Genomic DNA, 18291 nt, shown 5'->3' with positions numbered 1-18291 from the left:
CGGCCAGCGGCGGCGCCTGGGCCACGGGGCGCATCAGCGGGGCGAGCGCCAGCCGGCCGAGCGCGGGTGCGGTATGAACGGCGGCGGCTGGATGGAGGCGCAACGGGGGCAGGGGGGCAGCGTCGGAGACGCCATCGTCGCTCTTGCGGCTGGAGGCCAGGGCAAGATCGCTTGTCGCCGAACTCCACGCCGAACCCGGCACGCGCTCAAGCGGCGCGCGGATCGGCTCCAGCGCCTGAAGGCTGATAGCCGCGAGCAGGAGCATCGCCCAGATGCGCATGCGCAGCAGTAAGGAGAGCCCGCCCGTCATGGCACCAACTTAGGGATCATTACGCCTTTGCGCAACGATGATGCGACAGGAGGGGGCAATCGGGATAGCGGCGGCGTACTTCACCGTTTGTCGAAACGCACCAGTCCTGCGCCCAGCGTGTTGTTTTCAAGGGTGATCGCGTTGCCCGACCAGTCCGCGACGAAGGCGCTGCGCCGGTCGATGCCGGGGCCGAAACGGGCGTTGTTGTTGGCCACGACGAGCCCGTTCGAGCTGTGGTTACGGTGTTCGGCGGCCACCGCGATGAAGGCGGAGTAGTTTTCCTTGGAGCGCCCCTGGACGAACCAGTTGCCCGCGATGCGCCCCGTCGCGCCATCGGGCAGGTCGATCATGTAATTGGTGTTGCGCCCGGCGGTGTCGTCAAAGCTGTTGTTGAGGATCGCCACGCGCGCGGCGCGCGCCTTGAGGTAGTGCCCGCCAGTGCCCGCCTCGAACCGGCTGCGCGTGACGCTGAGCGCGCCGTAGTTGCCGATGTAGATCGAATGCGCGCAGCCCGATCCCTCGCAGGTGCCAAGGCGGGTGAAGGTGGACTTGTCGATGCTCACGCTGGCGGCTGGATCGCTGCCGGTCAGGATGCCCTGCTCGCTGTCGCGAAACCAGCTTTGCGAGACGGAAAGGTCACCGTGTTCGAGCCGCACGCCCGCGCCGTTCTTGTCGGGCACGTGGATGTTGGCGAAGACCAGCCCTTCGATCCGGGCGGAGTGCCCGCGCAGGACCAGCGCGGCCTTGCTCTCGCAGGCGACGCCATCGAACACCGACTGGCCGGGAACGGCGGCCTGGTAGGTCACGTCGCCCTGCTTCTGCACGCCGCAATCGGCAAAGCGCAGCGAGGCGAAGCGGATCGTGCCTTGCCCGGCGCCGATGGCGTCGATCGCCTGCTGCAGCCGGGCGTAGCTGCGTCCGCTCTCGACCACGGTGTAGGGCGCCTGGTCGGCGCCCTGCGCGAGCAGGTGCGAGGCGCAGGTGGCGAGGGCGAGCGCGGTGAGCGTGCCGGCGGCGATTCGGGCAAGGCGGGTCATCGTTCGGGTTCTATGCCCAATGCGTGCGAACCGGGTAAAGCCTTGTTGGCCCCGTGCCGAAGTGAGACACGGGCGCGCAAGGCTCTATTCCTTGGGCTGTGTGCGGCGCGACACGATCAGGAACAAGAGGCCCGTCGCCCCGATCATGGCCACCAGCGCGGCGCGCGCGTCGAGCGGTTGAGCATCGTGGCGCCAGTGGCTGCACCCCAGCATGATGGCGAGGTAGAGCGCGTAGACCACCCAGCCCTGCCAGGCGATCGGCAGTCCCGCGCCGAACCCGAAGCGCTTGCGGGCGAACCAGTCGCCGGGTTTGAGGAAGGCATCCAGCATGGCTCAGTCTCCGTGTTCGTGGGGGTGGTCGGGTTGGTCTGGTTCGGGGGTCTGGGGCGGGCGTCCGCGGCGGGGGGGCGTGCTTACCTCGACCTTGACCCCGCGCCGGGCGAGGGCTTCGCGAAGCAGCACCTCGACCTGGGCGTTGACCGAGCGCAGGTCGCCCGCCGCCACGCGTTCGAGCGCGGCGTAGAGCGCCGGGTCGAGCCGGAGCGCAAAGGCCTTCTTGGCGGGGGCAGGCATCGCGGGCGCGTCCGCCTAGTTGTAGAGCGAACCGGCGTTGACGACGGGCTGCGTGTCGCGTTCGCCGCACAGCACCACCATCAGGTTCGAAACCATCGCCGCGCGGCGTTCGTCGTCGAGTTCGACGACCTGCTTGGCGGAAAGCTCCTCGAGCGCCATCTCGACCATCGAGACCGCGCCTTCGACCAGCTTGCGCCGGGCCGAGATCACCGCTTCGGCCTGCTGGCGGCGCAGCATGGCTCCGGCGATCTCGGGCGCGTAGGCAAGGTGGGTGAGGCCGCATTCGTCGACCGTGATCCCGGCGACGCGCAGACGCTCGTTCAGCTCGATGCGCAGTTCGGCGTTGACCGCCTCATGGCTGCCGCGCAGCGTCCGGTCCTCATCCTCGCCATCGTAGGGATAGCGCGAGCCGATGGTGCGCACCGCGGCCTCGACCTGGACGTCGACGAAGGCCTTGTAGTTGTCCACGTCGTAGAGCGCCTGCGCGGTGTCCGAAACGCGCCAGACCACGTTGGCGGCGATCTCGATCGGGTTGCCGCGCAGGTCGTTCACCTTGAGCTTGTCCGAGACGATGTTGTTGGTGCGCACCGATACCTTGGTCTTCATCATCCACGGCCAGGTCCAGCGCAGGCCCGTGGCCCGGTCGGTGCCGCGATAGCTGCCGAACAGCGTGATCGCCGCGCCCTGGTTGGGCTGGATCATGTAGAAACCCGCCGCGACCAGTACGGCCGCGAGCACGGCCAGGACCGCCAGCGCCAGGAACGCGGGATTGATCCCGTTCACGACGCCGAAGACCGCGACCAGGGTGAGCGCGACGATCGCGCCGAGCATGGTGTAGCCGCTGGTGCCGGGAGCGGCGTATTCGCGGCTGGCGGTCATCGAGGAGAGGGTATCGGGCATGAGTCGCTCCCGTTAAAAGTGATATCACATTAATATCGCGCCACAGGAGGCTGTCAAACCCAATCGGCAGCGCAAGCTTGAAACCGGAGTGGATTGGTCGTATATAGAGGGCTGCGGGCCGGGCCCCTCTGGCGCGATGGCTGTAGCGTTCGTTTTTTCGTGAATGCAGGCCGCGCGTGATGTCGGACCGCATCGGGTGAGACCGATGCAGGATCCGATGCGCTTTTTCGTCAAAGGGTCCAACCTGCCGATCTTGACGGGAAAACAGCCCGTTCAAGCCAGCTTGTCGTCTCATCCGATCGAACCTCAACACTGTTCGACAGGGAATGACCGATGACCGACACGATGTATCGCACGCTTGAGAAGCTTCAGCGGCTCGATTCGCGCCTGCGCCTCGCGCAGCAGGGGCGCAATCGCGATCCGCTGGAGATTGCCCTGCTCAAAGCCATGAAAAAAGCCCTTCGGGGCAGGCTGTCACGGCCGGTGCCCGCGATGGCGCCGGCCTGACCCAAGGTCTGCCCCCGCGCCGGCGCGGTGCCCCCCCTCCACGCGCCGGCGCCCCTCTTTCGCTTCATGGCATAGGCTTTCATCATGGAATTTCTGACCACGCTCTGGCTGGGGACCCCGACCTGGTTCTGGCTGTCCTTCGTGGGCATCGTCGTCGCGCTCACCGCGTTCGACCTGGGCGTCCTGCACAAGCAGGACCGCGCGATGGGAATCGGCGAATCGATCCGCCTCTCGCTCTTCTACATCGCCATCGCGCTCGCCTTTGGTGGCTGGATCTGGCTCGAGAAGGGCGCTTCTGCCGGGATGGAATACTACACCGGCTACTTCATCGAGAAGGCGCTCTCGATCGACAACGTTTTCGTGATCGCGATGATCTTCGGCTTCTTCGCGGTCGAGCCCAAGTACCAGTACCGCGCGCTCTTGTGGGGTATTCTTGCGGTGATCGTTCTGCGCGGGGCGATGATCGCGGGCGGCGCGGCCCTTCTGGCGCACGCGGGCTGGGTGATGTACCTGTTCGCGGCCTTCCTCGTCTTTACCGGGATCAAGATGCTGGTGACGGGCGAGAGCGAGCCCGACATCGGCCAGAACCGTGCGGTACGCTGGATTTCGAGGCACCTGCGCGTAACGCGCGAACACCATGGCGAGCACTTCTTCGTCAAGGTTCCGGGCGCGGGCGATAAGGCGGGCCGGCTGGTCTGGTCGGCGACGCCGCTGTTCCTGGCGCTGGTGGTCATCAATCTGGCCGATCTGGTCTTCGCGCTCGATTCGGTGCCTGCGATCTTCGCGATCACCAGGGACACCTTCATCGTCTATACCTCGAACATCATGGCGATCCTGGGCCTGCGCGCGCTTTATTTCGCGCTCGCCGCGATGGTCCACCGCTTCCACTACCTGCAATACGCGCTGGCGCTGGTTCTGGTGTTCATCGGGGGCAAGATCCTGGTCGCCGACCTGATCCTGGGGGTGGCGAAGTTTCCGCCGGTGATCAGCCTCATCGTCACGCTCGGCCTGATCGCGGGCGGTGTGGTGGTCTCGCTCGTGCGCACGCGGGCGCCGAGCGAACAGCCNGTTTCCGCCGGTGATCAGCCTCATCGTCACGCTCGGCCTGATCGCGGGCGGTGTGGTGGTCTCGCTCGTGCGCACGCGGGCGCCGAGCGAACAGCCCTAGAGCGGTTTTCGATCAGATTGCATCAGATCTACCGCTCTAGACTTTTGTTTTAACGCATTTTCTGAACCGTCAGGTGATTCCACCTGACTGGAAAATGCTCTAAGCCCGGTGCTCCAGCACGCGCAGGCGCTCCTCGACCATGGCGAGGTCTGGCCCGACGAGATGCTCGCGCGCCTGGAGCACCAGCGCGCGCATCTCCTTGCGCACGAGGGCCGCCCGGTATTCGCCGCGCACGTTGCGCGCCGCGCTGTCGAGCGTGTCGAGCGCGACGATCGCGGCGAGGCGGCTGGTGGCCAGCGCGCTGCGCATGGCAACGAAGCCGCGTTCGAGATAGTGCGCGAAATCGGCGTGGAGGCGCGCCACCGGGCAGGCGGCGTCGCCCTCCTGCCAGTCCTCGCGGGCCAGATCGCTACGCCCGAAGGCGGCCGTCGCCGCGCCCATCCAGTGCACCACGGCGATCGCGGTGAAGGGATCGTTGATCGCCGGGGACAGCGCGCGCAGCGCGATCTCGACCAGTTCGTCGATCGAGAATTCAATGTCCTGTTCCGCCGTGCGCGAGGCGCCAAGCGCGAGGCACTGGTGGATCTGCGCGTCGATGTCAGGATCGCCCCTTGGCGCATCGGTGTGCGCGACGATGCAGCCGGGATAGACGAAATCGCCGGTGCGCACGGCGAGGTTGATCAGCAGCCCGTGCGCGCTGGCGACCTTGCACAAGGTGCCCAGTTCGATTACCCGGACGTATCCGGTGTCGTGCGCGCGCACCGTCGCTCCGCCGGACGGCAGCGCGCGGTGGGCGGGATCGCGCTCGCCCGCGTGGGGGTAGCGCGCGGCGATCTGGCGCAGGAGACGCTGGCCGATCGCTTCGAGCACGGTGTCGATGCGGATGCTGGCGGGAATGTGGTGGAGGAAATAGACCAGCACCCCGGTCGTCACCACCAGCAGCGCGAAGGCCATCAGCAGCGAGAGCTGGGGCACGAAGGCCGGCGTTCCCGGCGCGCTCGCCCGGACGGCGCGCAGCACCGTCAGGCCATAGACGAAGGTGCCGACGAACGTGGCGAGCGAAAGCTGGTTTCCCTTGTCTTCCATGAAGTTGCCAAGCAACCGGGGGCCGTAGTTGCCGCTGGCGTAGGCGACGGCGGCGATGGTGATCGAAAAGACCGTCGCCGCCACGCCGATCATCGAACCGGTGGCGACGCCCAGCAAGCTCTCGGCACCGTTGGCGTGAAGCGGTTCGAGCCAGTCGCTCTGCGCCAGCCACTGCGTTGCCCCGCTGCGGTCGAGATGGAGCGTCATGAGCCCGAGCGCGAAAGCCCCCAGCGCGAAGAGCGCAGGGTAGAACCAGTAGCTGGCGCGCAGCGCGTACCAGAGCGAATGGAGACGGGCGATCATTGACGTTTTCCTCCCACCCGGCAAAGAGCGCGAAAGCCCCCCGCTTGTTCCCCCGGCCGGAGATGAATTCCCGCGATGGCGCGCCTGATCCTGTTCAACAAGCCGTTCGACGTGCTCTCGCAGTTTACCGACGCCCGCTCGCCCACGCCGCGCGCGACGCTGTCGGACTTCGTGGCGGTGCCCGGCGTCTATCCGGCGGGGCGGCTCGACCGCGATTCCGAAGGGCTGTTGCTGCTGACCGACGATGGCCGGCTCCAGGCGCGCATCGCCGATCCCCGCTTCAAGGCGCCCAAGACCTATCTCGTGCAGGTCGAGGGTGAGGTGGATGACGCCGCGCTCGAGACGCTGCGCCGGGGCGTCGCGCTCAAGGACGGCATGACCCGTCCGGCTGAGGCGCGGCGGATCGATTCGCCCGAACTGTGGCCGCGCAACCCGCCGGTACGCTTTCGCAAGTCCGTGCCCGATTGCTGGATCGAGCTGACCTTGCGCGAAGGGCGCAACCGGCAGGTGCGGCGCATGACTGCGGCGGTCGGCCATCCGACGCTGCGGCTGGTGCGCTGGCGTATCGGCGACTGGTCGCTCGACGGGATTGCGCCCGGAACCTGGCGGGAGGGGTGAGCGCGTCGGCGGCGCGGAGGGAGCGGTTCAGGCGTAGTCGCTGGTGGGCACCGGCACCTTGAACCCGCTCAGCGTCACGCAGACCATCGCGTAGAGCCCGACGAGGTAGATGAACTCAGCCGCTCCGTCCTGCCCGAAAGTCGCGCTCGCCTGGCGATAGACCAGTTCGGGCACTTCGCCACCTTGCGCCAGCGCGGATGCGAAATCGTAGGCCAGGCCTTGTTCGCGGGTAAGGTTGGTCGGGCGCTGGCCGCAGACGATGGCGCGGATCTGGTCGTCGGCGAGGCCCTTGATCTCGGCGACGTGGATATGCGCGTAGAGTTCGTAGTCCGCGCGCAGGACGGCGCCGGTGACGAGGATCGCGATTTCGCGCACCGGGCCGGGCAGGGTGGGGGCATCGGCCAGCGCCTTGACCAGTTCCCATACCGGCTTGCCGAACTTGGGAAAGGAGAGCCAGGGGTTCCACGGGCCGACCAGATCCGCGTTCGCGTCGATCGCGACGAAACCCTTGAAGCTCTTCTCGATGCCGCTCTTCATGTCCTGGTAGAGCGCGCGGTCGTCTCCGGTCAGCGTGGTGTGGTCAAGCTGGGCAAGGCGCATGGCAAATGTCCTGTGCAGGTGATTGTGCAGTGCAGCAACGCGCGAATCTCCAAGCGGTGCCCGGTCGCGGGAGTTTTGCAATCGCAGCGTCTGCCGGCGTGTGTTCATGGCATGAGAGGTGGTGCTTTACTTGGAATTGGAGAAATATTTGCCCCTCGTTTAGGTGCGAGTTCGGATGCGCAATGGAATGAAATGATAATCGAAAAATATTCGCCGGAATTTTTGTGTTCAATGGAACGTGCCGATTGATGCGCGATGGGCTGCGGGCGCGGATGCAAAATATTGTGATTGTCCCACGCCAATCCGAAAGGGCGGACATCCTCAGCGGCGATTTCGGCGCCGATACGCTGTGGGGCGGCGCGGGCAACGACAGGTTCGTCTTCAAGTACGCGACGGCTGGTTTCGATGAAGTCGGCAATCAGGCCTACGACACGATTGCCGACTTCGACGTCGGCGATACGATCGCGTTCGACGGGTTTCCCACGAGCGGAGAGGGCGCGGTGGCCATCGGCGCCTGGCAGGATGGCGATGATGTGGTGATTGGGGTCTATACCGACAACGATCTGGTGTTTGACTACACCATTGCGGTCGTAATGAACGCTTCGCTGGCCGAAGTCGTGGACGCCTTAGCCCTCTTCTGGAAACCGCCGCCGGGCGAGACGCACACACGAAGCGACGCGCGGGGGCTTTCCCTCCCGCGCGTCGTTCGAAGGCGGGCTTACGAAGCCGGCTTGATGCCCATCAGTTCACGGCGAAGGTAGGCGTGGAGCAGCGCGGCGCGCACCGCATCCTCGGCCGGGTCGGCGCCGACCGAGTGGCCGCCCTCGCGGTATTCGTGATAGTAGAACCGGTCGCCCAGCGCTTCGAGCCTGGCGGCGAACTTGCGCGCGTGGCCGGGGTGAACGCGGTCATCCTCGGTCGAAAGATAGAGGAAAGGCGCGGGGTAGTGCACGCCCTTCTTCAGCGCCTGATAGGGCGAATACTTGCGGATGAAAGCCCAGTCGGCGGGGACGTCGGGATCGCCGTATTCGGCCATCCACGAAGCGCCCGCGAGCATGTGCGAATAGCGCTTCATGTCGAGCAGCGGGGAGCCGATGATCGCCGCGCCAAACAGGTCGGGGCGCTCGGTCATCGCGACGCCCGCCATCAGGCCGCCGTTCGAGCGGCCCGAGACCGCGATCTTGCCCCTGGCGCTGATGCCGCGCGTGACCAGATCCTCGGCCACGGCGTAAAGATCGTCGTAGGCGTTCTGGCGCTTTTCGCGCAGCGCCGCGTCATGCCAGCGCGGCCCGTATTCGCCGCCGCCGCGAATGTTGGCGAGGACATAGGCGTTGCCTTCCTCGGTCCAGAACATCGCCAGCGGCCCGGCGCGGTAAGGCTCGGTGGTGAGGTAGCTGGGCGTTTGCGGCAGGCGGAAACCGCCATAGGCGTGGATCAGCGCGGGGACCGGTCCCTTCACGCCCTTGCGAATGGCCAGGAAGTAGGGAACGCGCGTGCCGTCCTTGGAAACCGCGAAGTGCTGTTCCACCGTGAATTGGGAGGCGTCGAACTTGGCGGGGAGCGACTGCACCGCCGCGCTCGAGCCATCGGCCTTGATCGCGTAGAGCGTGGGCGGGGTGAGGAAGGACTGGACGGTGGCAAAGGCCAGGTCGTCCTTGTCCGCGCTCGCCTCGAACGTGACGCTGGCCTTGTCGGGCAGGCTGGTGACGGTCTGCGTCCACGCGCCGTTGGCCTGCGGCTTGAGCGCGAGGAGCTTGCCCGAAACATCGTCGAGCAGGGTGATCCACAAGGTATGGTCGCTCGTCGCCACGGTCTCGATCGCCTGCTGGGGGCTGGGCGCGAAGACGAGGCTGGGGGCGGGCGCCTGCCCGGCGAGCACGGCGTCGAGCGGCCAGCTTACCAGCGATCCGGCGGCAAAGGCGCCCATCGGCTTTTGCAGCAGCGCGACGAGGCGGCCGTCGATCAGCCCTTCGAGGTCCGCGCTTTCGGGCAGGGGCAGCGCGACCAGCGCGCCCTTGGCGTTCAGTACCCAGCTATCGTGCGTGTAGAAGCTCTTTTCGAGCGTGACGACGACGTGGCGGCCGCCGGCGTCGCTGATCGCGTGCGCGCCCATCCCCATCTGCGTGGGGGCGGCTTCTTTCATGAGCGTTGCGCTCGCCAGCGGGGTGCCGCGCTTCCACAGCTTGATCTGGCGCGCATAACCGCTGGTGGTGAGCGATCCGGGGCCGAAGTCGGTGTTGACGAGGACGGTGTCGGCATCGACCCAGGTCATCCCGCTCTTGGCCTGCGGCAGGGTGAAGCCGTCCGTCACGAAGCGGCGCGTGGTGCGGTCCCATTCGCGCACGACGTCGGCATCGCTGCCGCCCGGGCTGAGCGAGACGAGGCAGCGGGTATAGTCGGGCGCGAGGCAATCGGCGCCGTGCCAGACCCACGACTGGCCTTCGGCCTTGCCCAGCGCATCGACGTCGATCAGCGTCGTCCACTCGGGCTTTCCGGCCGTGTAGGAGGCAAGGCTGGCCTGGCGCCACAGGCCGCGCGGGTGTTCCTTGTCGCGCCACAGGTTCGTCACGACATCGCCCAGAACCTGCGCCGGTTCGGCGATCTTGCTGTCATCCTCGAGAATGGCGAGCGCGCGGGCATGGTCCTGGGCATAGCCGGGCGTGGCCTCGAGCGTCTTTTCGGTGGCCGCATTCCAGGTCGCGACCTGATCGAGCGCGCGCGCGCCATGCACGTCTTCGAGCCAGAGGAACGGGTCGGTCGCGGCGGGCGCGGTGGCGGCGATCAGCAGCGGGATCGCGGCAACGCCGCTCGCGCGCGCAATTTTCGAAATGGGGGGCATGACAAAGGGACCTTGAGGAAGATGTTTTATTCTGCCGACCTTGCTAACCGCGGTGGGGGCGAAAGAAAAGGGGCGCCGGTTACCCGGGCGCCCCTTGGCCTTCATTTGCTTCGACGCGGCGCTCAGCGCGCGCCGAGATCGCCCTTGCCAACGCTGGTGCTGGCCATGCCGAGCATGGCATCGAGGCTCTTCTTGGCGCCGAGGCGAAGGGTTTCTTCGATCTCGATGCGCGGGGTCAGATCGCGCAGCGAGAGGTAGAGCTTTTCCATGGTGTTGAGCGCCATGTAGGGGCAGATGTTGCAGTTGCAGTTGCCGTCCGCGCCCGGCGCGCCGATGAAGGTCTTGTCCGGCAGCGCGCGGCTCATCTGGTGGATGATGTGCGGTTCGGTGGCGACGATCAGCGTGTCGCCCTCCATCGCCTTGGCGTAATTGAGGATGCCGCTGGTCGAGCCGACGTAATCGGCGTGGTCGACGATGGTCGGCGGGCATTCGGGGTGCGCGGCGATCGGTGCGCCGGGGTGCTGCGCCTTGAGCTTGAGCAGTTCGGTCTCGCTGAACGCCTCGTGCACGATGCACACGCCCGGCCAGAGCAGCATTTCGCGGTTGAACTTGCGGCTGAGGTATCCGCCCAGGTGCCGGTCGGGGCCGAAGATGATCTTCTGGTCGGCCGGGATCTGCTGGAGGATCGTCTCCGCGCTCGAACTGGTCACGATGATGTCCGAGAGCGCCTTCACCTCGGTCGAGCAGTTGATGTAGGTGAGCGCGATGTGGTCGGGGTGGGCTTCGCGGAACGCCTTGAACTTCTCGGGCGGGCACGAATCCTCAAGGCTGCACCCGGCCGCCATGTCGGGCAGGATCACGGTCTTTTCGGGGCTGAGGATCTTGGCGACCTCGGCCATGAACTTGACGCCGCAAAAGGCGATGACGTCGGCGTCGGTCTCGGCCGCCTTGCGGCTCAGTTCAAGACTGTCGCCCACGAAGTCGGCCAGATCCTGCAGCTCGGGCTTCTGGTAGTAGTGCGCGAGAATGACTGCGTTGCGCTCCTTGCGCAGGCGGTCGATTTCGGCGCGCAGGTCGAGCCCCTTCAGATCGGCGGGCATGACGGTCATGGTCGGATTCCCCTTCGGTCCTGTCAGCGGGGCGGCCCGGTCTTGCGCCGGACGCGCCCCTTTGGCGCCTCCTTAGGGGCGCACCCGCAAGGACCCAAGGGAAAAATGCGCGGCCGCCACGCCACGCCTGCGTCGCGTGTCAGCCGGCCGGAGCGAGCGCGGTGGCAAGCGCGCCGAGCGCGGGCAGGTGGCCCACCATTTCGGTCAGCGTGTGCGCCAGCGCGACCACCGCCATTCCTGCAAGCGTCGCGCGGTGGACGTAGCCGAGCCTGGCGCGATCGTGGCGCGCCACCAGCGCAAGCACGCCGAGCTGGATCACCATGGCCACGAATTCGCCCCAGGGCTGGATCAGCGGCATGGGCAGCAGACGGCCGAGGGCCGGGTCGAGCAAAAGCACGTTGGCGCCCACGATCAGCCGGGGGTGGGCGGTCCGGTCGAACACCGCGGCGTGGACGGCGGCGCCGACCATCAGGGCAAAGGCGGCCAGATCGAAGAAATTGAGCGCGAGGAAATAGGACGGCGAGAAGAACGAGGGCACATGCCCGGTCCTTACCGACATCAGCGCCGAGAAACCGCCAAGGCACACCAGCGTGACCGCGAAACCGATGGCCAGGGCCCCGAACTGGCGGTGTCGGCGCAAGTCTCCGGACCGGATCAGCGTGGGTTGAAGCATGAACAGGCCGAGCCAGCCGAGCATGACCAGCGCGTGGAGATGAATCCAGACCGGCACGGCGGCCAGATCGACGAAGCCGCGCAGCGCGAACTGGCCGAACGAAAACAGAATGAAAACGGCCACAAAGAAGGCCGTTTTTTGCCAGAAGGTCAGTGATTTGCTTTCAGCAGGCGCAAGTGTAGCCATGATTTCATCCCCCAGTCTTTTCTTTGGTTTGGGAGGAAACCTACGCGAACATTTCGAAATTGGGAAACGCCAAGGTGTCTTTTTGTTGCCGGGTTGGCCTGGCGTATTTTCCGGCGGTGATACAACATGAATGAAATCAAGGCGATGAATTCGAGGACGCTCGTTTCGGACAACCTGGGCCGCGTGGGCAAATTCAAACGTCCGGTTTCGCCCCATGGCAGACGAAGAAGGAAGGGGTCGAAGCAGGGGGCCATCGCCCCCTGCACCCCCGAAAACTGGCGGGGGTGCGCTTCACCTCAACGCTGCGCTCGGGTTCGTCGGGAGACCTTTTAGAGCCTGCGGCGCCAATCGTGCCGGACGGATGGGTCGTGCCCAAACATCGACATTTCGAGGGTCCGGGGGATCATCCCCCGGAAAATCTTGTTTGTTCTTTTACACTCCCGCCCGGCGGCTTCCCACCCCATTCCGCCGTTGCGATCAACACCAGGTTTGCCCACGTTATGTGCGCATCGACGGCTGAGCGAGGTAATGTCTGCAGTCTGGGGTCAAGGGGTAATAACCCCTTGAAACGTCATTCTTCCAATACTCTCCAAGTCTCTTCCTCACGCCGCACCATCGCGCGCCGTTCAAGGTCGATCAGGTGCGCCAGGACAGAGCGTCCCGCGGCCGGGAACAGCCTTTCGTCGAGCCCCTTGTACATCGCCGGGACCATTTCCTCGACGCGGGTGTGCCCGGCCGCGATCTGGCGCAGGATCTGGCGTTCACGCGCGCGGCGGTGGCCGAGCATCCCGCGCACCAGCTGGTGCGGCTTTTCCACCACGGGGCCGTGGGCCGGGAAATAGACCGTGTCCTGCTTGCGTTCGTAGAGCCGTGCGAGGCTGGCGAGATAGGCGCTCATGTCGCCGTCGGGGGGCGAGACGACGCTGGTCGACCAGCCCATCACGTGATCGCCGGTGAACAGCGCGCCGGTTTCCTCAAGCGCGAAGCACAGGTGGTTCGAGGTGTGGCCGGGGGTGGCGAGCGCGGTCAGCGTCCAGCCATCGCCCGACAGGCTTTCGCCATCGGTCAGAACGCGGTCGGGGCGATAGTCGGGGTCGAACGCGGCATCGGCGCGCGGGCCATCGTCGGCAAGGGTCAGCGCTGCGCAGCCGATCACCGGGGCGCCGGTGCGCGCGGCCAGCGGCGCGGCGCCGGGCGAATGGTCGCGGTGGGTGTGGGTGCAGCAGATCGCGGCAAGCCGCGCGTCGCCGAGCGCGTCAAGGATGGCGCGCAGGTGCTCCTCGTCGGCCGGACCTGGATCGATCACCGCGACGTCGGTGCCATCGCCCACGAGGTAGGTCTGCGTCCCGGTGTAGGTGAAAGGGGAGGGGTTACGCGCGAGCAGCCGGCGCACCTTGGGGCCGACGATTTCGGGCGTGGCGTAGGGGCGTTCGCTGGGGTCGGGAAGCTGCATGGGCGCGATATGGGGGCTCGGCGCAAGGCTGTCGAGCGTGCGCCGGGCCATGCGCGTCGCTGGCCTCAGCTGGCGAGGCGGTTTTCGATGCGCTGGCGCAGGCGCTCGATCGCGCTGGCGGGAGCGGTTTCGGGCTGCGAGAGGCGCCAGTCCTCGTCGAGCCGCAAGAGCCTTTCGTAGAAGCTACAGGTGCGTTCGACGAGCCGCGCGATATCGGGCGCGAGGAGGGGCGTGTCGGCCTGCACGCTGGCGAGCAGATCGGGTGAGAGGCGGCCGTGGCGGCGCAGCTGGGCCTCGCTCATCTGGGCCATGAAGTAGGCGCGGTGATTGAGCAGCCAGGCGATCGCGTGCATCATGCGGGTGGTGGTGCGCAGCCCCTCGCGCGAGTAGGCCAGGCGGGCGGGATCGGCGCGGCGATCCCCCGTCTTGATGGCCGCGCGTTGCGGACGTTCGAGCTGGTCGGAGAGCGCAAAGCTCGCGCGCACGTCGTCGGACAGCGCCAGGGCCTCCCGGTAGAGGTCCTCCACGATCCGCGAACTGATGGCGAGCGTATTGGGCATGGCTGCCAAGCTATCCCGAATGCACGAATCGGGGGCAATGGGGGCTGCGCCCATTTCGGGGGGGAAATGATAGCCGTCCTGTTTCGGTACGCTTCTTGGTTTACGCGCGTTAATGAATTTGCGCGTATTTCCCGATAGTTGTCTGAATGGTGCGGCTGTCGTCCCGGAGAATCAACAGGTTCGCGGGGCGGTCCCAGTCCGCAAGGGCCGGCGGCTTCAGGCGATGATGTCGGGGATCAGGTAGTCCTCGATATGGCCGATCTGGTCCTTGAGGATGAGCTTGCGTTTTTTCATGCGCGCGATCTGCATCTGGTCCTTGCCGCCCGTCGCCATCAGCGCATCGATCGCGGCGTCGAGATCGCGGTGCTCAATTCGCAGGATTTCCAGCCGTTTGCGCATTTCCTCTTCGGTCACGACGGGTTCCTTGATCGTTTGAGCGAGCCCGACCCTGGGCAACGATTGGTGAATCCCGCCTGACGCAGGTTTCACGCAGCTCACCGATATGTAGCATTCCCGGACTTCGCAAGATGCCCCGAATGTGGTTCCATCCTTTTGCGCCGGATCCACAGCAAACCGAGTCGCCAATCCGGGTAGCCCGGGACAAGGATCGCGCATCCACGAAAGAGGAGACACCATTCATGGATAGCTCTCACATCAGCGCCCTGCAGCTCAAGCACGCCGGCATCGACCGGCAACTCCATGCTGAGATGTGCAGGCCGATGCCTGATGCCGTGGTAATCCAGAGTCTTAAGAAGCGAAAGCTGCGCCTGAAGGAGGAAATCAGCCGAATCTGAGCAACGACTTTCCGCGCGTTTGCGAAGATTGGCAGCAGGCTTGAGGGCCGAAACGAGGTCCAATCGAAAAATGGGTTGATTTGAGTGCTCCAGCGCGTTTCCAAACGCCGGCGTTTCAGGTACTCCGAAACGCATGACCAGTGGAGCCGTCGACGCAGCACGAAACATCCTCACCGGCCTTCATGAGGTGATGGCTTCGCGCCAGCATGCGCAAGCCAAGCTCAATACGGTCGTCGAAGTGATCGGGGAGAGCCTCCATAGCGAGGTGTGCTCGATCTATCTTCTGCGCGAGGGCATGCTCGAACTCTTCGCAACGCGCGGCCTTGCCCAGGAGGCCGTCCATGTGACGCGCCTGGCCATCGGCGAGGGTCTCGTCGGCACGATCGCCGAACGAATCGAGACGCTCAACCTGGCCGAGGCGGCGGCCCATCCCGACTTTTCCTATCGCCCGGAAACGGGCGAGGAAAAGTACCACTCCTTTGCCGGGGTGCCGATCGTGCGGCGCGAGCGCGCGGTGGGCGTGCTCGGCGTGCAGCATGTCGAACGGCGCCGCTACGAGGAAGTCGAGATCGAGGCGCTGCAGACGGTGGCGATGGTGCTGTCCGAGCTCATCACCAACGCCGGGCTCATCGATGATGAGGATTTCCACCTCAACGATCCCAGCCAGCACGCGCCCGAACAGCTGCGCGGCCTGCCGCTGGTCAAGGGCCTCGCCTTCGGCACGGCCGTCTACCACCAGCCGCGCGTCACGATCGAGCATATCGTCGCCCAGGACACCGAGGCCGAGCGCCAGCGCGTGATCCTCGCCTTCGACAAGATGCGCGAGCAGATCGACCGCATGGCGGGCCAAGCCGAATTCGGCGTGGGCGGCGAGCAGGAAGAAGTGCTCGAGACCTACCGCATGTTCGCCTACGACGAGGGCTGGACGCGCCGCATCAACGAGGCGATCGATTCCGGCCTTACCGCCGAAGCCGCGATCGAGCGGGTGCAGCAGCGCACCCGTATGCGCATGCGCCAGATCGACGATGCCCTGCTGGCCGATCGCATGCACGACCTGGAGGATCTGGCGAACCGCCTCCTGCGCATCGTTTCGGGCCAGGTCGGCACCGCCGCCTCGCTGGGCCTGCGCAACGACGCGATCCTGATCGCGCGCAACCTCGGCCCGGCCGAGCTGCTCGAATACGACAAGCGCCGTCTCAAGGGCGTGGTGCTCGAGGAAGGCTCGCTGACCAGCCACGTGGTGATCGTGGCACGCGCGATGGGCATTCCGGTGCTTGGCCGCGTGCGGGGGCTGCGCGGCTACGTGCGCGAAGGCGATTCGCTGCTGCTCGATGCCGAACAGGGCATGGCGACGGTGCGTCCCTCGCCTGGCGCGGTGGAGGCGTTCGAGGCCCGCTTTGCCAAGAACCGTGAAAAGCAGGCCGTCTACGCCGCGATGCGCGATGTAACGCCGGTGACGCGCGACGGCACGCGCATCCAGGTGCGCATCAACGCCGGGTTGCGCGATGATATCGCCAATCTCAGTCTGACCGGCGCCGACGGGATCGGGTTGTTCCGAACAGAGTTCCAGTTCCTCGTCTCGGCCACTTTGCCCGCGCGCGAACGCCAGACCCGGCTTTACCGCGATGTGCTCGAGGCGGCCGGAGACAAGCCGGTGGTGTTCCGCACGGTGGACATCGGCGGCGACAAGACGCTGCCGTACTTGCGCCACGACGATGGCGAAGGGGAGGAAAACCCGGCGATGGGCTGGCGCGCGCTGCGCGTCGCGCTCGAGCGTGAGGGCTTGCTCAAGGTGCAGGCGCGCGCTCTGCTTGAGGCTTCGGCCGGGCGCGAGCTCAACGTGATGTTCCCGCTCGTTGCCGAACCCTGGGAGTTCGACGAGGCCAAGGCGGTGTTCGAGGGGCAGCTGGCGTACCTGCGCCGCAAGAAGAAGCTGCTGCCACAGGCGATCCGTTACGGCGTGATGCTCGAAGTTCCGGGGCTGGCCGAGCAGCTCGACCTCTTGGCGCCCAAGATCTCGTTCCTGTCGATCGGCACCAACGACCTGACCCAGTTCCTCTTCGCAGCGGACCGTTCGAACCCCAAGCTGGCCGAGCGTTACGACTGGTTGAGCCCGGCGATCCTGCGCTTCATCCGCCGCGCCGTGCGCGCGCTCGACGGGCACGATGTCGACATCGGGGTGTGCGGCGAGATGGGCGGGCGGCGGCTCGAGGCGCTGGCGCTGCTGGGGCTGGGGATCCACCGCCTGTCGATCACCCCGGCCTCGGTCGGGCGGATCAAGGACCTTGTGGGCAAGACCGATCTGGGCGAGATCGAGCAGGCGATGAACGCCTGGCTCGACGCGCCGCCCGCGAACATGCGCGAGACGATGCACGCCTGGGCGGCCGAGCGCGGCCTCCTGACCGACTGACGGCCTGGCCAGGGTATGGCCTCGCCGTTCGGACGGTCGCCCCGCGTGGCGCAGCGGCGCCCTTGCGGGGACCCTGTGCGAAGGGCCGGGCGGTGCGTTGTGGATGGCCGTGTGTCATAGCCCCGGTAAAATGCACGCCCTGGCGCGGGGCTTGGGATTTTTGTCGAAACTTTTTTCATTTCCGGCCCCTCTTCAATTGACTTTGCGGTGCCGTAAATGTTGGTTAGCGCGCGGTTGGAGTCAGACGACTGACCGCCGCTGAATGCCCTCGGAGCGCAATGGACAACGTGGAAACTTCCGAACCAACCCCGCAGGCCCTTACTGCGGGCAAGACCTTGCTCAAGGCGCGCGAGGAGGCCGGGCTGAGCCGGGCCGACATCGCCACGCGCACGAAAGTCGCCGAACGCCATATCATCGCCATTGAGGAGGACCGCTTCGAGGATCTCGCCGCGCGCACGTACGCGGTCGGTTTCTCGCGCGCCTATGCGCGCAGCGTGGGGCTCGATGAACGCCACATCGCCGAAATGGTGCGCGCCCAGCTCGACGCGCACGAGCCGGTCCACACCGTGACGCAGCTTAGCTACGAACCGGGCGATCCGGCGCGCGTTCCCTCGCGCGGGCTGGCCTGGATGGCGGGCGGCGCGGTGGTGCTGATCGTGGGCGTGGTGGTCTATTTCTGGAGCAGCGTGTTCTCGCCCGAAGGCGAATTGCCCTCGCTCCTGACGGCCGAGACACCCTCGGCCGCACCGTCGCTCGCGCGCCCGGCGCCCGCGCCCAGCGCCAGCGTGGCGCCGAGCGGGCCCGTCGTGCTGACCGCCAACGCCGATCAGGTCTGGCTGCGGGTGAGCGACGGGGAAGGCAAGACACTTCTCCAGCGCGTGCTCAAGCGCGGGGAGAGCTGGACCGTTCCGGCCGACGCGCAGAACCCGCAGCTGCGCACCGCGCGCGCCGACGTGCTGGGGATTACCGTGGGCGGCAAGGCCATCCCGGCGCTGTCCGACAAGCCCGAGACGCTTTCGGGCGTTTCGCTCAAGCCCGCCGATCTCGTTGCGCGTGCGTCCGGTCAGCCGGTGCCCGCACCGGCGGGGGCTCCGGCGCCGTCTCCGGCCGCGCCTTCGCCCGCTTCCGTGTCGCCGTCCGCTTCGCAGGGCACGGCTCCCTCCGC

Annotated in this window: 20 protein-coding genes and 1 pseudogene; 8 read left to right on the top strand and 13 right to left on the bottom strand. The window is 66.4% G+C overall.

Going from position 1 to position 18291, the window contains the following annotated elements:
- From MTR62_RS15470 to MTR62_RS15450, 5 genes are all read right to left on the bottom strand, one after another.
- A partial coding sequence (locus MTR62_RS15470) for a hypothetical protein (RefSeq protein WP_244022550.1) occupies positions 1-310 on the bottom strand: 310 nt, incomplete at its 3' end.
- 80 nt (positions 311-390) lie between these two features.
- Complete coding sequence (locus MTR62_RS15465; protein WP_244022548.1) at positions 391-1347, bottom strand: right-handed parallel beta-helix repeat-containing protein; 957 nt, start codon at positions 1345-1347, stop codon at positions 391-393.
- 84 nt (positions 1348-1431) lie between these two features.
- Positions 1432-1677, bottom strand: a complete 246-nt coding sequence (locus MTR62_RS15460) for a hypothetical protein (RefSeq protein ID WP_244022545.1) — start codon at positions 1675-1677, stop codon at positions 1432-1434.
- Between the two features lie 3 nt (positions 1678-1680).
- A complete protein-coding gene (locus MTR62_RS15455) occupies positions 1681-1920 on the bottom strand; it encodes a toxin-antitoxin system HicB family antitoxin (RefSeq protein ID WP_244022543.1) in 240 nt (79 codons plus the stop codon).
- 15 nt (positions 1921-1935) lie between these two features.
- The gene (locus tag MTR62_RS15450) at positions 1936-2820 is read right to left on the bottom strand and encodes an SPFH domain-containing protein (protein WP_244022541.1); all 885 of its coding nucleotides are present in this window, start codon (positions 2818-2820) and stop codon (positions 1936-1938) included.
- A gap of 333 nt (positions 2821-3153) precedes the next feature.
- Here MTR62_RS15450 and MTR62_RS15445 point away from each other — a divergent pair, with 333 nt between their 5' ends.
- Together MTR62_RS15445 and MTR62_RS15440 are read left to right on the top strand one after the other, a co-directional pair.
- Positions 3154-3327, top strand: coding sequence for a DUF465 domain-containing protein (locus MTR62_RS15445; protein WP_244022539.1), 174 nt, complete (start codon positions 3154-3156; stop codon positions 3325-3327).
- Between the two features lie 84 nt (positions 3328-3411).
- Positions 3412-4377, top strand: a pseudogene (locus tag MTR62_RS15440) (TerC family protein); the annotation flags it as partial.
- Between the two features lie 217 nt (positions 4378-4594).
- On the opposite strand, the gene MTR62_RS15435 reads toward MTR62_RS15440, so the two are convergent.
- Positions 4595-5884 carry a DUF2254 domain-containing protein gene (locus tag MTR62_RS15435; protein ID WP_244022534.1) on the bottom strand — a complete coding sequence of 430 codons (1290 nt, stop codon included), beginning with the start codon at positions 5882-5884 and terminating at the stop codon, positions 4595-4597.
- Positions 5885-5959: 75 nt separating this feature from the next.
- On the opposite strand from MTR62_RS15435, the gene MTR62_RS15430 reads away from it, so the two are divergent.
- Positions 5960-6502: a pseudouridine synthase gene (locus tag MTR62_RS15430; protein WP_244022532.1), complete on the top strand. Its 543-nt coding sequence runs from the start codon at positions 5960-5962 to the stop codon at positions 6500-6502.
- Between the two features lie 27 nt (positions 6503-6529).
- Here MTR62_RS15430 and MTR62_RS15425 read toward each other — a convergent pair whose 3' ends face one another.
- Entirely contained in the window at positions 6530-7102 is a 573-nt protein-coding gene (locus tag MTR62_RS15425) for a carboxymuconolactone decarboxylase family protein (RefSeq protein ID WP_244022530.1), read from the bottom strand.
- 248 nt (positions 7103-7350) lie between these two features.
- Here MTR62_RS15425 and MTR62_RS15420 point away from each other — a divergent pair, with 248 nt between their 5' ends.
- A complete protein-coding gene (locus MTR62_RS15420; protein ID WP_244022528.1) occupies positions 7351-7863 on the top strand; it encodes a calcium-binding protein in 513 nt (170 codons plus the stop codon).
- Here the strand turns inward: MTR62_RS15420 and MTR62_RS15415 are convergent.
- From MTR62_RS15415 to MTR62_RS15405, 3 genes are all read right to left on the bottom strand, one after another.
- Positions 7821-9941, bottom strand: coding sequence for a prolyl oligopeptidase family serine peptidase (locus tag MTR62_RS15415; RefSeq protein ID WP_244022526.1), 2121 nt, complete (start codon positions 9939-9941; stop codon positions 7821-7823). The genes MTR62_RS15420 and MTR62_RS15415 overlap by 43 nt on opposite strands.
- 122 nt (positions 9942-10063) lie before the next feature.
- Positions 10064-11050, bottom strand: coding sequence for a quinolinate synthase NadA (gene nadA / locus MTR62_RS15410; protein ID WP_244022524.1), 987 nt, complete (start codon positions 11048-11050; stop codon positions 10064-10066).
- Between the two features lie 139 nt (positions 11051-11189).
- Complete coding sequence (locus tag MTR62_RS15405; RefSeq protein ID WP_244022521.1) at positions 11190-11846, bottom strand: hypothetical protein; 657 nt, start codon at positions 11844-11846, stop codon at positions 11190-11192.
- Here MTR62_RS15405 and MTR62_RS15400 point away from each other — a divergent pair.
- A complete protein-coding gene (locus MTR62_RS15400; RefSeq protein ID WP_244022519.1) occupies positions 11833-12039 on the top strand; it encodes a hypothetical protein in 207 nt (68 codons plus the stop codon). The genes MTR62_RS15405 and MTR62_RS15400 overlap by 14 nt on opposite strands.
- A gap of 441 nt (positions 12040-12480) precedes the next feature.
- Here MTR62_RS15400 and MTR62_RS15395 read toward each other — a convergent pair whose 3' ends face one another.
- The 3 genes from MTR62_RS15395 to MTR62_RS15385 all read right to left on the bottom strand — a co-directional run bounded on the left by MTR62_RS15395 (position 12481) and on the right by MTR62_RS15385 (position 14336).
- Complete coding sequence (locus tag MTR62_RS15395; protein WP_244022554.1) at positions 12481-13362, bottom strand: MBL fold metallo-hydrolase; 882 nt, start codon at positions 13360-13362, stop codon at positions 12481-12483.
- 65 nt (positions 13363-13427) lie between these two features.
- Positions 13428-13922 carry a DUF1465 family protein gene (locus tag MTR62_RS15390; RefSeq protein ID WP_244022516.1) on the bottom strand — a complete coding sequence of 165 codons (495 nt, stop codon included), beginning with the start codon at positions 13920-13922 and terminating at the stop codon, positions 13428-13430.
- A 216-nt stretch (positions 13923-14138) separates the two neighbouring features.
- Entirely contained in the window at positions 14139-14336 is a 198-nt protein-coding gene (locus MTR62_RS15385; RefSeq protein ID WP_244022514.1) for a YdcH family protein, read from the bottom strand.
- 224 nt (positions 14337-14560) lie between these two features.
- Here MTR62_RS15385 and MTR62_RS15380 point away from each other — a divergent pair, with 224 nt between their 5' ends.
- From MTR62_RS15380 to MTR62_RS15370, 3 genes are all read left to right on the top strand, one after another.
- On the top strand, positions 14561-14716 hold the full coding sequence (locus MTR62_RS15380) for a YdcH family protein (RefSeq protein ID WP_244022552.1): 156 nt from the start codon (positions 14561-14563) through the stop codon (positions 14714-14716).
- Between the two features lie 133 nt (positions 14717-14849).
- Positions 14850-17126, top strand: a complete 2277-nt coding sequence (ptsP, locus tag MTR62_RS15375; protein ID WP_244022512.1) for a phosphoenolpyruvate--protein phosphotransferase — start codon at positions 14850-14852, stop codon at positions 17124-17126.
- Between the two features lie 287 nt (positions 17127-17413).
- A partial coding sequence (locus MTR62_RS15370; RefSeq protein WP_244022510.1) for a helix-turn-helix domain-containing protein occupies positions 17414-18291 on the top strand: 878 nt, incomplete at its 3' end.

The organism is Novosphingobium organovorum (assembly GCF_022832435.1).
GTDB lineage: Bacteria > Pseudomonadota > Alphaproteobacteria > Sphingomonadales > Sphingomonadaceae > Novosphingobium > Novosphingobium organovorum.
Note: the sequence above shows the minus strand (reverse complement) of the source record. Positions and strands in the feature narration are given on the sequence as shown.

Excerpts from the sequence above, each read along its gene's own strand:
- MTR62_RS15390 (WP_244022516.1), bottom strand. The coding sequence starts at position 13,922 with ATGCCCAATACGCTCGCCATCAGTTCGCGGATCGTGGAGGACCTCTAC.
- MTR62_RS15420 (WP_244022528.1), top strand. The coding sequence starts at position 7,351 with ATGCGCGATGGGCTGCGGGCGCGGATGCAAAATATTGTGATTGTCCCA.
- nadA (WP_244022524.1), bottom strand. The coding sequence starts at position 11,050 with ATGACCGTCATGCCCGCCGATCTGAAGGGGCTCGACCTGCGCGCCGAA.
- MTR62_RS15465 (WP_244022548.1), bottom strand. The coding sequence starts at position 1,347 with ATGACCCGCCTTGCCCGAATCGCCGCCGGCACGCTCACCGCGCTCGCC.
- MTR62_RS15425 (WP_244022530.1), bottom strand. The coding sequence starts at position 7,102 with ATGCGCCTTGCCCAGCTTGACCACACCACGCTGACCGGAGACGACCGC.
- ptsP (WP_244022512.1), top strand. The coding sequence starts at position 14,850 with ATGACCAGTGGAGCCGTCGACGCAGCACGAAACATCCTCACCGGCCTT.
- MTR62_RS15395 (WP_244022554.1), bottom strand. The coding sequence starts at position 13,362 with ATGCAGCTTCCCGACCCCAGCGAACGCCCCTACGCCACGCCCGAAATC.
- MTR62_RS15450 (WP_244022541.1), bottom strand. The coding sequence starts at position 2,820 with ATGCCCGATACCCTCTCCTCGATGACCGCCAGCCGCGAATACGCCGCT.
- MTR62_RS15400 (WP_244022519.1), top strand. The coding sequence starts at position 11,833 with ATGAAAACGGCCACAAAGAAGGCCGTTTTTTGCCAGAAGGTCAGTGAT.
- MTR62_RS15380 (WP_244022552.1), top strand. The coding sequence starts at position 14,561 with ATGGATAGCTCTCACATCAGCGCCCTGCAGCTCAAGCACGCCGGCATC.
- MTR62_RS15435 (WP_244022534.1), bottom strand. The coding sequence starts at position 5,884 with ATGATCGCCCGTCTCCATTCGCTCTGGTACGCGCTGCGCGCCAGCTAC.
- MTR62_RS15445 (WP_244022539.1), top strand. The coding sequence starts at position 3,154 with ATGACCGACACGATGTATCGCACGCTTGAGAAGCTTCAGCGGCTCGAT.
- MTR62_RS15430 (WP_244022532.1), top strand. The coding sequence starts at position 5,960 with ATGGCGCGCCTGATCCTGTTCAACAAGCCGTTCGACGTGCTCTCGCAG.
- MTR62_RS15415 (WP_244022526.1), bottom strand. The coding sequence starts at position 9,941 with ATGCCCCCCATTTCGAAAATTGCGCGCGCGAGCGGCGTTGCCGCGATC.
- MTR62_RS15455 (WP_244022543.1), bottom strand. The coding sequence starts at position 1,920 with ATGCCTGCCCCCGCCAAGAAGGCCTTTGCGCTCCGGCTCGACCCGGCG.
- MTR62_RS15460 (WP_244022545.1), bottom strand. The coding sequence starts at position 1,677 with ATGCTGGATGCCTTCCTCAAACCCGGCGACTGGTTCGCCCGCAAGCGC.